8 protein-coding genes are annotated in these 14,199 nt (G+C 52.7%); 3 read left to right on the top strand and 5 right to left on the bottom strand.

Annotated features, from left to right (window positions below; translation table 11 throughout):
• Positions 1 to 119: 119 nt before the first annotated feature.
• From AB1L42_RS03335 to AB1L42_RS03345, 3 genes are all read right to left on the bottom strand, one after another.
• Positions 120 to 1,454, bottom strand: coding sequence for a PQQ-binding-like beta-propeller repeat protein (locus AB1L42_RS03335; RefSeq protein ID WP_367051170.1), 1,335 nt, complete (start codon positions 1,452 to 1,454; stop codon positions 120 to 122).
• Positions 1,455 to 1,822: 368 nt separating this feature from the next.
• Positions 1,823 to 2,617, bottom strand: a complete 795-nt coding sequence (locus tag AB1L42_RS03340; RefSeq protein WP_367051172.1) for an RNA methyltransferase — start codon at positions 2,615 to 2,617, stop codon at positions 1,823 to 1,825.
• Between the two features lie 177 nt (positions 2,618 to 2,794).
• Positions 2,795 to 4,264 (bottom strand): Gfo/Idh/MocA family oxidoreductase, encoded by a 1,470-nt coding sequence (locus tag AB1L42_RS03345; protein WP_367051174.1) that lies wholly within the window; start codon positions 4,262 to 4,264, stop codon positions 2,795 to 2,797.
• Between the two features lie 353 nt (positions 4,265 to 4,617).
• Here AB1L42_RS03345 and AB1L42_RS03350 point away from each other — a divergent pair, with 353 nt between their 5' ends.
• From AB1L42_RS03350 to AB1L42_RS03360, 3 genes are all read left to right on the top strand, one after another.
• Positions 4,618 to 6,417: a hypothetical protein gene (locus tag AB1L42_RS03350; RefSeq protein WP_367051176.1), complete on the top strand. Its 1,800-nt coding sequence runs from the start codon at positions 4,618 to 4,620 to the stop codon at positions 6,415 to 6,417.
• A gap of 146 nt (positions 6,418 to 6,563) precedes the next feature.
• Positions 6,564 to 7,745, top strand: coding sequence for a VCBS repeat-containing protein (locus tag AB1L42_RS03355; protein WP_367051178.1), 1,182 nt, complete (start codon positions 6,564 to 6,566; stop codon positions 7,743 to 7,745).
• A gap of 226 nt (positions 7,746 to 7,971) precedes the next feature.
• On the top strand, positions 7,972 to 8,859 hold the full coding sequence (locus AB1L42_RS03360; RefSeq protein WP_367051701.1) for a carbon-nitrogen hydrolase: 888 nt from the start codon (positions 7,972 to 7,974) through the stop codon (positions 8,857 to 8,859).
• A 221-nt stretch (positions 8,860 to 9,080) separates the two neighbouring features.
• Here AB1L42_RS03360 and AB1L42_RS03365 read toward each other — a convergent pair whose 3' ends face one another.
• Entirely contained in the window at positions 9,081 to 11,012 is a 1,932-nt protein-coding gene (locus AB1L42_RS03365; protein WP_367051180.1) for a transketolase C-terminal domain-containing protein, read from the bottom strand.
• A gap of 360 nt (positions 11,013 to 11,372) precedes the next feature.
• Positions 11,373 to 13,895: a CehA/McbA family metallohydrolase gene (locus tag AB1L42_RS03370; RefSeq protein WP_367051182.1), complete on the bottom strand. Its 2,523-nt coding sequence runs from the start codon at positions 13,893 to 13,895 to the stop codon at positions 11,373 to 11,375.
• Between the last annotated feature and the right edge of the window lie 304 nt (positions 13,896 to 14,199).

Consider the following 14,199-nt stretch of genomic DNA (forward strand, 5'->3'; position numbering starts at 1 on the left):
ACAGTGCAAGCGAGTGCACAGGAAAGAGCAACTTGCTCTAAATGAACAATTGGCCGTGGAAGGGATCAGCTTCCCCTCCACGGCCGATTTCAGTTTCGTCAAGCATTCGTCAATCGGTGTTACTGCTCATCAGCACGCAGTGAGACGGAAACGATTTCTTCATCGTTTCGAACGTAGCACTGACCGTTCGCAAAAGCAGGATGAGTCCAAACGACGTTGCGTCCAAACGCTTCTCCGGTCGGCTCCAGAACATGGAAGCGACCAACTTCTTCATATCCCTCGCGAGTCAAGTTGGCGAGGATCAGATCACCTGTCTCACTGAACAGCAGGTATCGACTGCCGTTCTTGATCAGAAACGCTGTTCCGTGCCCCATGCGATGAGAACCGGTTGTTGGCTCAAACGTTTCCCAGAGTCGCTCACCAGTTTCCAGATCGACACCACGCAGCCCGCCTGTTTTGCAGTCGACACCGAAGAGTGTTTGCCCGTCAATGAAAGGTGTGCTGTTGGCACAATAAACTGAGTTGCGTGGATGTCCTCGCCACAGCTCTGTGACGGTCGGAGTCTCTTCATTGAGCTTCAACAGAACGCCGACATCTCCGATTCCGCTCGCGAACAGCAGATTGCCTGACACCTGCGGGGCCATGATGGACATGCCGTAGCTTGGTTTCAAAGCGACGGACCAGAAAACTTCTCCGGTCTCCGGATCGAGGCCGTTCAGGTTGTCAGCATCCCAGATGAGAAGTTGTTTCCGACCGCCAGCTTCAATGAGCGTTGGAGGGCAGTAACCCTGTTCTGATGCGGTCAGGGCACGCCACTTCTCTTCGCCTGTTTCAAGATCAAAAGCGACGGCAATACTTCCAGGTCCGCCCACGACGCAGTAGACCATGTTCCCATCGATCAACGGATGCGATGAGAATCCCCAGATTGGCGTCTTCGCCTGATACTCCTCAGGAAAGTTCTTCTCCCAGAGGACTTCTCCGTTGTGGCGGTTGAGACAGAGCAGGGTCCCCTCAGCGCCGAGCGTGACCACTCGATCACCATCCACAGTGGGCGTCGTCCTGGGACCACACGGATAAGAGATTCGGTACTTACATTCGCGAGCGTTGGTCCAGATGATTTCGCCGTTCGATGCATCCAGACACAAAACGCGTTCAGTACCAGCGAGTTCGTTGACTGTCCCCGGCCCATTGGTGGGATCGCCCGATTCTCGAATGAAATCAGTCACGTAAACCCGGTCGCCGACGACCGCAGGACCTGCGTAACCGCCCGCGATGGGAGTTCGCCAGTTCACCTTCAATCCGGAATCCGAGATTTCGGTAACGATTCCTGTCTCATCCCACACAGCGTCGCGATTCACGCCCCGCCATTGAGGCCAGTCTTCCGAAAAAGCAGCACTGGAAGTCATTCCGACCAACGGGATCAAGACCGTCAGCCCAATCAGCCGTAAATTCATGTTTCTCCTCCGGGATTGAGTCTCGACTGACAGCTTCCCAACTGCAGTCTTGTAAAGACGAAATGAAGACAACTCGATTCTTCGATCGAGTTGCCGGGTTTGCTGTTCTCGAGGTTTGTTGTTCTCAAACTGTGAACGAACTTGGGATATGAACGGTCATATCTGCGGAATTGGCAACTCAATAGTCGCCTGATGAAGCCGATCAGCAATACCGCGACGAAACCACATTCATGGGTTCTTTGCACTCGCCAGAAAGTCATTGTTTGATGAAGTGAAGATTGCTCGCTTGAATTGCAGCAAATCAGAAATGGAGTGGCTCGATTCTTAACGCATTGAAAGTGCACGGCAGTATGACGTCATACAATTCTTCAAGAATGACAGAGATGGTGTACAAAAATCCCTGCTGCCATGGCAACATTCAATGAGTCAGCGTCCGCCTGCATGGGGATTGTTACAATCTGATCCGCCGAGGCAAGATACTCTTGTTCAAGTCCGGTATCTTCGTTTCCAAGCAGCAGGACACATCGCTCGGGCCGCCGAACATCAGACAGAGGAATCGCATCGTCAGACAGCGCAGCTGCCAGGATTTTGAAGTTCCATTGCTGCCGCAATTGATTGAGATCGCCCAGCAGACTCTGGCTCTCACGAATCGGGATTCGAAAACCGTTTCCCATGGAAACTCGAATCGATCTTCTTGAGAACGGGTCACTCGTTTGAGAACCGACGATGAGACCGCTCACGCCGAACCCTCTCGCCAGCCGAATGATGGAGCCGACGTTTTCTGGATTCGTCAGAAATGGACAGGCCAGAATCAAACACTTGTTGGAATCGGTACTCAGAAGTTCATCGAGCGGCGGATTCGCCGGCCGCAATCCGCAGGCCAGCACCCCAGCATGAAAGTTGTATCCGAGCAACTCACGAGACATCGCATCCGGAATGACGAACGCCGGGACGTTATGTTTGGACCACTCCTCCGCAAGTGCGAGCTTACCCTCTCGGATCAGAATCGACTCCACACTCAAGCCGCTCTGCAGAAGTCGTTCAACAACCTTCTGACCTTCAGCGATGAACTGACCTGACCATCGAGTCAAATTCGTTTTCTTAACGTGGCGGTAGACCGCGATTCGTGGATCTTCGATCTCGTTGACAGATGTGATCTGCATATTCTGGAGAGAACTGATGGGTGTCAAAAAAATGAACTGCTTCACGAGATTTTCATGAAGCAGTTCGTCGAGTCAAATTGCTGCGGATGATTTTCACAACCAAGTAAGACCACTCAAGTCCCACGCATGTCATCAAACATGAATCAGAACGTTGGGCAATCATCACATGGCGGAAACTTAGCTGATTTCCGGAACGGTGTACTTCTCGCGGTACTCTCGTTTCAGATATTTGTTCGCGGAATCGGCGTGCTCACCTTCGAACCGTTCGGTTTTCGGATTGTGCGTCAGGATCGGGCTCATTCGAATTTCCATGTCCGAAAGCTTCACGTCGAACTTTCCGAGTTGAGACTCCATCGACTTCAACAACAGATCCCATTGTTCCTGAGAAGTATCGATGGAACGAGCCTGTGTCGCATCGAAGGCTTCACCAGCCCGGAATCCGACGTTGGCCAGATTGCACCAACCGGTCGAGTGATGTCCGACTTCGACTTCTGCGTTCAGGCTGCTTCGATCTCGCGACCGAACGGCATCGAGGAAGTTGGCTTTGTGAAGAGCATTAATATCGCCGCCCTTGAACGCGCGAATTTCGCGTCCTTCCTTGTCGACTGCCTTTCCTCGACCACGTTGTCCGAGATAGTAGCCACCTTCGCAGGCGACAACATAACCAGACGAAGGACCGTCCGTTGGCAAGCCGGTATTCGTCGGCCATCCGCCACGCTCGTTGGGAGCTTTGTTCAGATTGCTCAAAGCAATCAGAGTTGGGAACGTGCCTGTGTCGAAATAGACGTAATGGACGTTCGGTGAGTCGGCAGCATCGTTCCAAGCGACGCGTCCGCCGCATGCAAGAATTCGCTGAGGTGTTTTTACGGAATCCTGATATGCGATATTGCGAACATCATCGAGAACATGAACACCCCAGTTGCCCATTTCTCCAGAACCTGTATTCCAGTCCCAGTGCCAGTCGTAGTGGAAGCTGTTGCGATAGAGATCGTCCATCGCGGCTGGTCCACACCACAGGTCGTAGTCGATACCTTCTGGAATCGGCAGCGGTGTTTCGCGTTTTCCAACCGAAGCACGTGGTCCTAGCCGATTGGCTTGAGCATAAAGGATCTTTCCGAGTGCCTGATCCTCATGAAGGAACTGTTTGATCTCAGCCTGCATCGGGTCAGATCGCTGTTGAGTTCCGATCTGAACGATTCGGTTTTCTTTTCGAGCAGCTTTGACGACCTGTTCCCCTTCCCACTGAGAGTGCGAAAGGGGCTTCTCAACGTAAACATCTTTCCCGGCTTGAATCGCCCAGATCGCCGCCAGACAGTGCCAGTGGTTGCATGTTGCGACAACAACAGCATCGACGTTTTTGTCGTCGAGCAATTTGCGAAGGTCCTGATAAGACTGAGCTTCGAATTTCTCGCCCGCCTGACCGGAGCGCTGTTCGTCTGGATCGGCGACTGCAACAATCCGTGCTCCCGGAGCACTGCGAAATCCATTGGAAAGTTCGTTGCCTCGTCCGCCCATTCCGATGACACCAATGCCGATTTCGTTATTTCGGTTGGTGGATTGAGCTGTCGCGGTGCGTGTCAGCCCGGCTGTTGCTGCGATTCCTGAAGCTGCCGCACCGAGAAAAATACGACGATTGAGTTGAGACATGAATGATCCCTGAGTTTTTGGCTAAGGAAATGAAGTGATCTTGAGACTGGTTTCGGTCATCCAGCCGAGAAAGATCACCAGAAATGGTCTTTACCAGTGTAGGCAATCTCCGATTGATTTGACGAGTATGCATCAACAACTCTTTAAGTCTTCACGTGAGCGAAGGAACTTGGCATTTACAGAAGAGTCCTTCTGGCGAGTTGCCGACAGAACGCCCATATGTTGCATCTTGCTCATCGAAGCGTCATTGCCTATTCTCGGAATCGTCCTAAAACGCATATTCTTTGCAATCGTCAATTCTCTGTCGTTCCACAACGGAGTGAGACAGAAGAACACGCAGAGAGGAAACACACGTGAAGTCTGACGCCCATCACAATGGTTTATTGTTGTTGACGTTTTCGGCCGTCATTGGCATGGCGACGCTGGCGACAGGCGCTGAACCGGAATCGAGTCGGCTCATCGCAGGTATTGGCAGCGCTCAAAGCTTGCTGGAAGACATGGAGTATCTGGTCGCCGATCTCGCTGGCCGCCAGGAGTCTTTCGAGAACAACATCTTCCCCAACATCGACATCTTTCTCATCGGAGTCGATCAGGAAAATCCGATCCGCTTCGACATGCTCTTCTCCGCTGAAAACGGACAAGAGATCCAGGCCATCATCCCGGTCAGTGATCTGGATGAATTTCTCGATGACAATCTCGATCCCATCGACATTGTCCCGGAACGGGATCGAAAAGATCGGAACCTCTACGAATTGACCGGGAACGTTTACGAAGGTTGGCTGCGTTCACTCCGAGATCCTGACTACGCGGTTATTTTCCCGCGACAGGAATGGATCCCAAAAGATATGGAGCATCCAGCGGACCTGCACAAAGATCTCGTCGAAAAGGGTTACGGCCTGTTCGCACATGTCGTTCACGACGCCGCGAAAATGGATGCTCGTTCGACCGCATTCGATTCAATGCGTACTTCTACCATCGAATCGATTCAAAAGCGAACTGACGAAACACAGAATGCCCACGAACTTCGACAGGCCTGGTTGAACGAGCAGCTGGCAATCTTCCAGCAGTGGTTTGTCGAATGCTCAGAATTCACAGTGGGCACAGATCTCGATCGAAAGACCGATGTCCTCGGTGCGACTCTTGAGTTTTCTGCGATCCCTAACACTCCACTTGCAGAGAACATTGCACGGATCAGCGATAACGCGAGCTACTTTGCCGCGATTCAACAACCGATCGATGCCATCCTGACAGCCAGAGTCCATCTCGCACACGATGATCGAACTGCCAAGGGACTCATCGAACTCTACAAGAAGTCAGAAGTCGTCGCTCAAGAACAAATCGATGAAGACAAGAATGCGAGTGATGCAGAAAAGGTAGCGAGAAAAGAATCATCGAAGCTGTTGAATGACGTGCTGATTCGCAGCACCGATATGACGCTGCTGGATGCGATGGTTGACGTTGTTCCTTCGGGTGACCACCACGTGTTGATTCTCGGAGTCCGCTGCATCGGCCAAGATTCGATTCAAGCGATTGTCGACAAGCTCCCAGAGTCGATCGAAGGTTGGACCGTTGAAAACGGCGTCGCTGATGTCGGTGGGACCAAAATCTCGAAAATCGGTCTCGGCAAGAACGTTCCACAAGCTCTGATTGACCTGTACGGTGAATCGGTCGCTTCTGCATATGTGGCGGCCAGCGACAAAGCATTTTGGCTCGCCTTTGGTGAGAACGCCGTCGAAGAACTTTCGAAGCGAATCGAAGCAGCTCAGTCTGCTCAGAACCTCGCAAGCGACGGAACAGTTCTTTCCGTGAAAGCCAAAGCAACTCCACTCGTCGAGTCGCTGAATGGATTGCTCAACGACGAAGCCAGCATCTTCTCACCAGCGTTCAACCGACAACAAGAACGCGTCGAGAACCGAATCTCGCAGCGAGAAGAAGATGAAGTCGGCACCGGCCGACAGGCAGCCAGCGCGTTCTTGACATTCGAATGGATCTCAAAAGTCGTCGAAGCCATGAAAGGGGAAGACGACACTCTGACAATCCAACTCAAGAACACATCCGAGAACACACTGACAGGCGACGCTCAGACACATCGAGCCATTTTGAAAGCCATGGGCACGATGATCGCTAACTTCGCGGACGAAAACCTGCAGTAAAGCTGTTTTGAGATTCGCTAAACAAATTGAAATTGCCGAAACGACGTCACTCTCTTGAGGGTGACGTCGTTTTCAATTGAATTTCGCATCCGAAGTTGTTGAAGTGTCGGAGGAGCATTGAGTCCAGGCAATCAAGGTCTATCGGTATGTTCAAAACAGCGACGGTCATCGCGGGATGCTTTGTTTTCATTCAGATCGGATTCGCTGAAGAATCTGTCTGGGTCCGCCACACCATCGACAACACTTCCCGCGGAGCAGACGGAATCCGCGTCGCGGATATCAATTCCGACGGACATCCTGACCTCGTCACTGGGTGGGAAGAAGGTGGCCAGATTCGCGTCTACACCAACCCGGGACCGAAGGCTGCCGACAGTGCGTGGCCGCTCTCAATCGCCGGGCACGTTGCCTCCCCAGAGGATGCTGTCTTCGCGGACCTTGACGGGGATGGCCAAATGGAGGTCGTCAGTTGCTGCGAAGGAAAAAACCGTTCGGTCTACTTTCACTGGCAGAACGGAGAGTCATGGGACACGGTGGCCGTCCCTGCAATGAAATCTCAAGGTCTCTGGATGTTCTGCACTCCGATGAATATCGACCACCAGAACGGGATCGACCTTGTTGTCGGTGCTAAGGGAAACAATGCCCAACTCGGATGGCTTCAATCGCCCTCAGACCCTCGTGAAATTTCCGAGTGGACATGGCACCCGCTGACAGAAGTCGGCTGGATCATGAGCATCGAAGTGACCGACATGGACGGCGACGGTGATGATGACATTCTCTACACCGACCGTAAGCTCTCAAGGAGAGGTCTGCATTGGCTCGAATACGAACGAGACGGTTCCGGAACTCCTCAATGGACGCGTCACACCATCGGAGGAACTGATCGAGAAGTCATGTTTCTCAGTCAGGGGGATCTCAATCATGATGGCCAATCCGACATCGCTGTCGCTGTGAAGAACGGTCCGATCACATGGTACGAACGTGTTGGCGCTTCTGGTCAAAACTGGCGAGAACATGAAATTCCGATGCCTTCGGATGCAGGCACAGGTAAAGGAATCGCGATACTCGACATCGATCTTGATGGCCTGAACGACCTCGTTTTCTCGTGTGAGCACTCCGGGGAAAAACGCGGACTCGAATGGCTCAAGAGAGACAACGTCATGTCCGACGAGTGGTCATTCATCGATATAGCCGGACTCGAAGATGGAGTGAAGTTTGACCTGCTGCAGACAATCGATTTGGATCAGGATGGAGATCTCGACCTGCTGACCTGCGAAGAACGCGACAATCTCGGAGTCATCTGGTACGAGAACCCCACCATCTCGAAGTGACTCGTCAGAAATCTCAATCACGCAGCTGTAGACCTTCGGGCGGTCACACCGTACTCTTCCACCCAATCATGCAAACTTCCGCACGGACGTTTGGCATGCAAACGCGGCCAGCGCACCCGTCCAGCGAAGCAATCGCTCGCTCGACCTTTTCCGCAATCTGTTTTTCCAATCGAGCAGCATGCTGTGTCGATTTTCGGAACTTCGTGAGGAATGTCTCCCAATGCCCATGCAAAATCACCCAGTGAATGTCGCACTCATTCAACGATCCGCATCGACCGACCCTCAGGAAAACCTGGAAGCGACGATTTCTGATATTCGCCAAGCTGCAGAGCAGGGCGGACAAATCATCTGTACTCAGGAGCTGTTCCGCTCTCAGTACTTTTGCCAAAGCGAAGATCACGCGAACTTCGATCTCGCGGAAACGATTCCAGGACCAAGCACGAAAGCATTTTCGCAGCTAGCCAAGGAATGCGGAGTCGTCATCGTGGCGTCACTGTTCGAGAAGCGGGCAGCCGGTCTCTATCACAATACCGCTGTTGTCTTCGACGCTGACGGATCAGAGCTTGGCCTCTATCGGAAAATGCACATCCCCGATGATCCGCTGTTCTACGAGAAGTTCTACTTCACTCCCGGCGATTTGGGATTCAAAGTCTTTTCGACGCGATTCGGAAAAGTTGGCGTCCTGATCTGCTGGGACCAGTGGTACCCCGAAGCAGCTCGGCTCACAGCGCTTGCTGGAGCTGAGATTCTGTTTTATCCGACTGCGATTGGCTGGCACCCGGCAGAGAAAGCCGAGTACGGCGAAGCCCAGCATTCCTCTTGGGAAACGATCCAGCGAAGCCACGCGATCGCCAACGGGGTTTACGTCGCTGCCGCAAATCGGATTGGACACGAAGGTGATCCCGATGGAGGAATCCAGTTCTGGGGTCAGAGTTTTCTGTGCAACCCATCCGGGACCATCATCGCCAAAGCGAGCAAGGATCAAGCTGAGATCCTGATGGCGGAGTGTGACTTCTCGACGATCGACCAGCAGCGAACCCATTGGCCCTTCCTCAGAGATCGACGAATCGACGCCTACAGCCCGATCGTGAATCGATACATCGGACAAAGCTAACTTCGATCTAAGGCTCTTTCTCTACGCATTCGAACCTGAAGTCCTCTCGCTGTTGTAAGTGACAGGGCAGGGGAGCCGTCAGGTGAGTGGGCTTCACTTTGAGAGCGATGGGAGCGCCGAACCAAAACTCTGCACGCAAGGTCACTGTTCAAACAAAAACTCCTCGTGACCGAGCCAATGCCAGTCACGAGGAGTCGAATTGAACAAGTTCGCTGAGAGGATTACTTCAAGAGTTCCTTAACGGTGTTCTGAATCCCTTCGGAATCCAGCCCCTGATATCCCATCTGCTGCCACAATCCGCCGGAACCTTCACGATGTGTTCCGATGTTGTTGTACCGGCCGGTGAATCCTCGCTTGAGTAGTTCTGTTCCGAACCGTGAACCGAGACCGGTCTTCACGTTGAACGATTCAGCAACCAGAACCGCTGGTGACGCGGCCAGCTTCTGCATCATCTCTTCGTCGTAGACGTTGAGAGTCGCTTTGCAGATCAGACCAAAATCAATCCCGGCGGCCTTCAGCTTGATCACTGCATCCAGGGCACGATATGTCGTTTCCCCGAAAGTGACGATGTAACCCGCGGTTCCTTCGCGAATCACGTCATCTTTTCCGGACACGAATTCGTATCCATCGCCGAACAGTTTCTCACCATCTTCATTCAATAGATCTGGAACACCAGAGCGGGTCGAGAAGAGGAACCGCAACCCAAGATCGTTGTAAATCGATTTCAGGCACTTGCGGAACTGGTGCTGATCAGCAGGGAAATAGAGTCGAGTGTTGTCTCGATCTTCGTCCGGAAGTCCGTTGTCTCCGAACATGTTGTTGAGACCGAAGTGACAGGTGTTGTCGGCCATGTCATCGCAACCAGCATGGCTGAAGTGAGCAAGGACATTACTCTGATTCAAGCGGGCCATGGTGACTTCGGAAACAACCATTTCCAGGAATGCTGAAAACGTTGCGAAGATTCCCTGCTTGCCTGTCTCGTATCCGAAACCGGCCGCTGCTGAGAAGTTTCCGCGCTCCATGATTCCGCCCCGAACGAAAACTTCGGGATGTTCTTTTCGGACATGGTTGAGGCCGCAACTGCCTTCGAGATCGCAGTCAAAAACTTTGACCGAGGCGATGCGTTGCTCTTCCGGAATGGCGTCGAGAATTTCGTTCAAGATCTTTCCGAACAGGTCACGATTCTTGCCGACGCTGCTCGCGTCACAACCTTCGTAAGACGGTCCGCCTGGTCCTTTTTCAACTGACTCGAGGTAGTCAACAGCTTCTGCACGTCCGCGAGATTTGAGATAGTCGATCGCGACTTTCGTCCCGATGACATCGTGACCGTGAGCGCTGCCTTCAAGACCTTCGATCCCCACGCACATTTTTCGCTTGTTCATCAAAGCGACAGGACCGGATTCGGTGACTGCCGCACACATGCGACTATAAAGGCTGTCGAGATCCTCTCCGTCTCCGGTATCGACTCGAAGTCCGTGTCCGGCGAGTGTCTTGGAAACGTCGTATCCGGGGAGATAATTCGATGGATGTCCAGCGATGGTGACATCGTTGTCATCGACGATGACTTTGACATTGAGCTGCTGGGCAACCGCCAAACGGGCAGCTTCAGCGTCGTTGCCTTCCATCTGAGATCCGTCCGATCCCAGCATGAAGACGACTTTGTCAGGATTCGCGAGAGCGACACCATTCACAAACGGCCACATGTGTCCCAATCGGCCTGAGCTGAATTTCACGCCGGGAGTGAAGCCACGTTCCGGATGTCCGGGGAGGTGTGACAAGTACTCGCGGTAGTGGTAGAGCTTCTCGATGTCCATTTCGCCTTCAAGGACGGACATCAAATATTGAGTCGCAACCCGGTGGCCGGCTTCGTCAAAGAAGACGGGAACAATGCCAGGCGTTCCTCCCTGGCGACTGTTCTCCATAAACCCATGCATGATCAAGGTTTCTGGGACAGTATCGTAGGGGCCGCCGGAGTGACCGCCGAGTCCCTTTGCTCCACCGATGGCTGTGAAGAAGATAATGGCATCGCGACACAACTGAATGTTTTTCTCAAGCTGTTCGCGCTGTTCGTCAGTCAGTGTTGGCTGCTTCGGGTCCAGAGGAACCACTTTGTACTCATGCAATGGAATCGGAAAATCCGTAGTTGCAGCCATTGATTTTTCTCCACACTGGATTCTTGGAACGATCGAAATAGGCCGTCGAAGGAGATGATCCGTCGATTTGACGATCGCGTTGATATGATTGAAGACGATTCGTTGGTGGCAAAGTATGAATGCCACGGGTGAAAATGCAACGCATTACAACGACGCAACGCTGTCAAAACGCGAATGTTTCAGCTCTCAAAGCCGGAAAGAGATTCAGAAACCGGTGAACGCATCAACTGTCCCCGATTAAACGGCAGAGTTTCACTCTCACTTGCCTAGTCTTCGCGATCAGAACACTCAACCCATCGGTCGAGGACCATCTGAGTTCATTTTCCTTTTCAGGGCGCACTGGCTTGTTCGGGCGATGAATCACGGAATGACGAGCGATTCGCGGATGCGTTTTGCTTCGATCCGTCGAGCCCGATAGGTTTCAATCGCCCGATCATAGGCTGCTCTGGCTTCTTCACGCTCATTCTCGGCGATCACATGGCTGCGAGATGCCCACAAGAGTTCGACGGACTGAGCGCACCATTCCGCACTCTCTTCCGAGCTTCGAATCGGCTCGTTCGAGACGATGACGTCGACGGGGTTTGTATGCAGTTGAGGAAAGTGTCTCAAAGCGATCCAGCTGCTTTGGTACACATTCACCGACAAAGCAATTCGATGAGGTTTTCCATCCGCGGGAACGACTTGCGAAGCGACCACTTCACCGTTTCTCACGACTTCAACGCGGCGATCGCCTCCCTGAATCGTCTGGTTACTTCTCGTCCCGTGCAGAATCCGCGTGTCCCCGACTTCACGTCGCCCGTCTGAATTGGGTTGGGTCCCGTAAGCCACAGCGACAGGTGTTTCCGGCGCAAAGCTGACTAGACCTTCCACAAGCACCACGGAAGGTCCTTTCAAGAGGAGCGCACCGGTTCCGGGTTCGACTCCGCTGACCTCAAACTTGAGAGCGTGTGCATATCCGTCTGAGACGTACGACCGTCCGGCTGCCAATCCCTCACACCAGTCAGAAAACTGAATCTGCTGACGTTCTTCTTCTCCGAGATTGACGTAAACGCGCCCCTGACCGACTCGACGACTACTCATACACGGAAAATCCGTTTCGCCGCTCAACTTGATCGGAAGTCCACAGTTGAGCAGGTGATACCAGGTGTTCCACTCACCAATCCGGCCGGTATCCATGGCGCTGGTGAAGTCACAAACTCCTTCGGATGCACTGACAAAGATTTCCATCGCCCCAGATCCGTTCATGGAGGGAAGAACGAGATTGGGAAGCGTGTTCGCTGCGCGATCAGCCACTCTCACAATTTCGGCACGAGAGAGAGTCCCGGTCGCGTCTTCATCAATGAGTCCGAACTTGTCGGGAAGAAGAGCCGCTTCCGATTCGTCGATGCTGACTTCTTTGTCTCCATTCTTGTCATGCCGCCGAAGAATCCAATCAGCGTATTTCTCTTCATCAATCCGCATGTCTGAGTGCGGATAGCCGGTGACACCTCCCTGATCTTTGGCCCAACGCATGACAGGCACTGTCCAAGTCGGCCAACCGTCGGTTGTCCCGTTCGTCCCGGGATAAACCTGATCGGAAAGGTTGAGGAGACAGACGTGACCGAGGGCTGCCGAACCGAAACCACTGATCTCCAGATCGTATTTCAGTAGCGTCATCGGTTCGCTGACGAGGTCAGCCTGAGGTGAGAAATACCGCCGCTGAAAATCAAAGCAGGGGCCCCACGTCAAAACACAGCCGACGTTTAACCCTTCTCCCTTCACCTGACGAAACATGTCGACCGGAGAAACGCCTTGTGTCGGATCTTGATAATGCGAACACCCAGCTCCGTGAATGTGATGATCTCCGCTATAAAATCCGAACTCCATCGGATTCACCCATCTCTGAAGATGAACTTCGACTGTGTTTTCTTGTTGCGGATCAATTGTGACCTGTTGCTTTTGAACGACATATTCCGGTCCACGCGAACTTATGATTGAGTATTCGCCGGGAGCGAGGCGGATCGATTCTCCATCATGTCGATAGATCTGCTCCTGAAAGAAGAAATCTGGAGCCAGCCGCTTCGGTTGCGGCGGAAGAACTCGTCCCTTTGCGTCGCGAATCATTAACCTTGCTGTCGTAGGCGTTCCATCTTCATCATGAATGGATAGACGAACCGGCACCGCAGGTTGACATTCGAAGAGTATCGGAATCTCCCCGCGAAAGCCCAGATCCTGAGTTCCCTGACCGACATCGAATGCGAGCGTCGCTTCGCGTTTTCCTTCCTCGGAACAGTAAGCCAGCAGCAAAACATATTCGACTTCGAGCCCACTTAGTCGATCCGTCAACGGAGGATCATCGAAGAGTTCGAACTGGAAAATCCTCTCGGATGCTGAGTCATTCGAGCTGGTCGGACTGGTTTCCTGCGAGTCGGAATCACCGAGATGTTCCTGTTGCTGTCGCTGCAGAATGAATGGTGAGACACCGGAGTAGACATTCCCCGACTGAGGTGAAGAGACTCTTAAGCGCTCCGTGAGTGTTGACTCGTTGATGACTTTGACCAGAAACGGCTGATAGCCATGTTGTGTGAGGACCGCCTTTTTTGGTCCGCGAGTCACCTTCACCCGATACTCCGGATTCAAGTGGACAGCCAGTAGAACTTCGGAATCGAGAAGTTCCTGAATCCGCAACGAATCACGGCTCTCAACAGCTTTCTTGAGTTCGTTGAGAAGCGCTTCTGGAAACGGGTCTCCGATCGCCTCTCGGCACTCAATGAGCCGCGCCACATTCGCCGCCAGCGGTTGGCCATCAACGCTCAGAACGGGGATCTCAGCAAAACCTTTCTGAAAAGTGAGGCTGCCGAGAAGAAGTACTGCCACAAGTAGCCGTCGAATTTGTATGACCATTACGACCCATCCAAACTGAAAGTCTATCTAAGGGTTAGTTCTAGTCGATTTCGCCGCTCGAATGAATTCTGTTGCCATTTGGTGAGATTTCAGGGCTCGTGAGTTACTCCGTGAGTTCCGTGGTCCGATGCCTCAGCCTGTGTCGATTTGTGGAGAAATTGCATCAAATCAAACCCCCGTATCCGCATGTCAGGGAGGTCCTAAGTTTTTTGAGAATTGACTCTTTGCCCATTTCAAAATCCTCTCGCATAGTTGGGCAAGTTTGCAAACCCACGTGCTTCCACTGCAGGGAAGACATTTGTGA

The organism is Thalassoglobus sp. JC818, assembly GCF_040717535.1.
Taxonomy (GTDB): Bacteria; Planctomycetota; Planctomycetia; order Planctomycetales; family Planctomycetaceae; genus Thalassoglobus.

Excerpts from the sequence above, each read along its gene's own strand:
- AB1L42_RS03345 (WP_367051174.1), bottom strand. The coding sequence starts at position 4,264 with ATGTCTCAACTCAATCGTCGTATTTTTCTCGGTGCGGCAGCTTCAGGA.
- AB1L42_RS03340 (WP_367051172.1), bottom strand. The coding sequence starts at position 2,617 with ATGCAGATCACATCTGTCAACGAGATCGAAGATCCACGAATCGCGGTC.
- AB1L42_RS03365 (WP_367051180.1), bottom strand. The coding sequence starts at position 11,012 with ATGGCTGCAACTACGGATTTTCCGATTCCATTGCATGAGTACAAAGTG.
- AB1L42_RS03335 (WP_367051170.1), bottom strand. The coding sequence starts at position 1,454 with ATGAATTTACGGCTGATTGGGCTGACGGTCTTGATCCCGTTGGTCGGA.
- AB1L42_RS03370 (WP_367051182.1), bottom strand. The coding sequence starts at position 13,895 with ATGGTCATACAAATTCGACGGCTACTTGTGGCAGTACTTCTTCTCGGC.
- AB1L42_RS03355 (WP_367051178.1), top strand. The coding sequence starts at position 6,564 with ATGTTCAAAACAGCGACGGTCATCGCGGGATGCTTTGTTTTCATTCAG.
- AB1L42_RS03360 (WP_367051701.1), top strand. The coding sequence starts at position 7,972 with ATGCAAAATCACCCAGTGAATGTCGCACTCATTCAACGATCCGCATCG.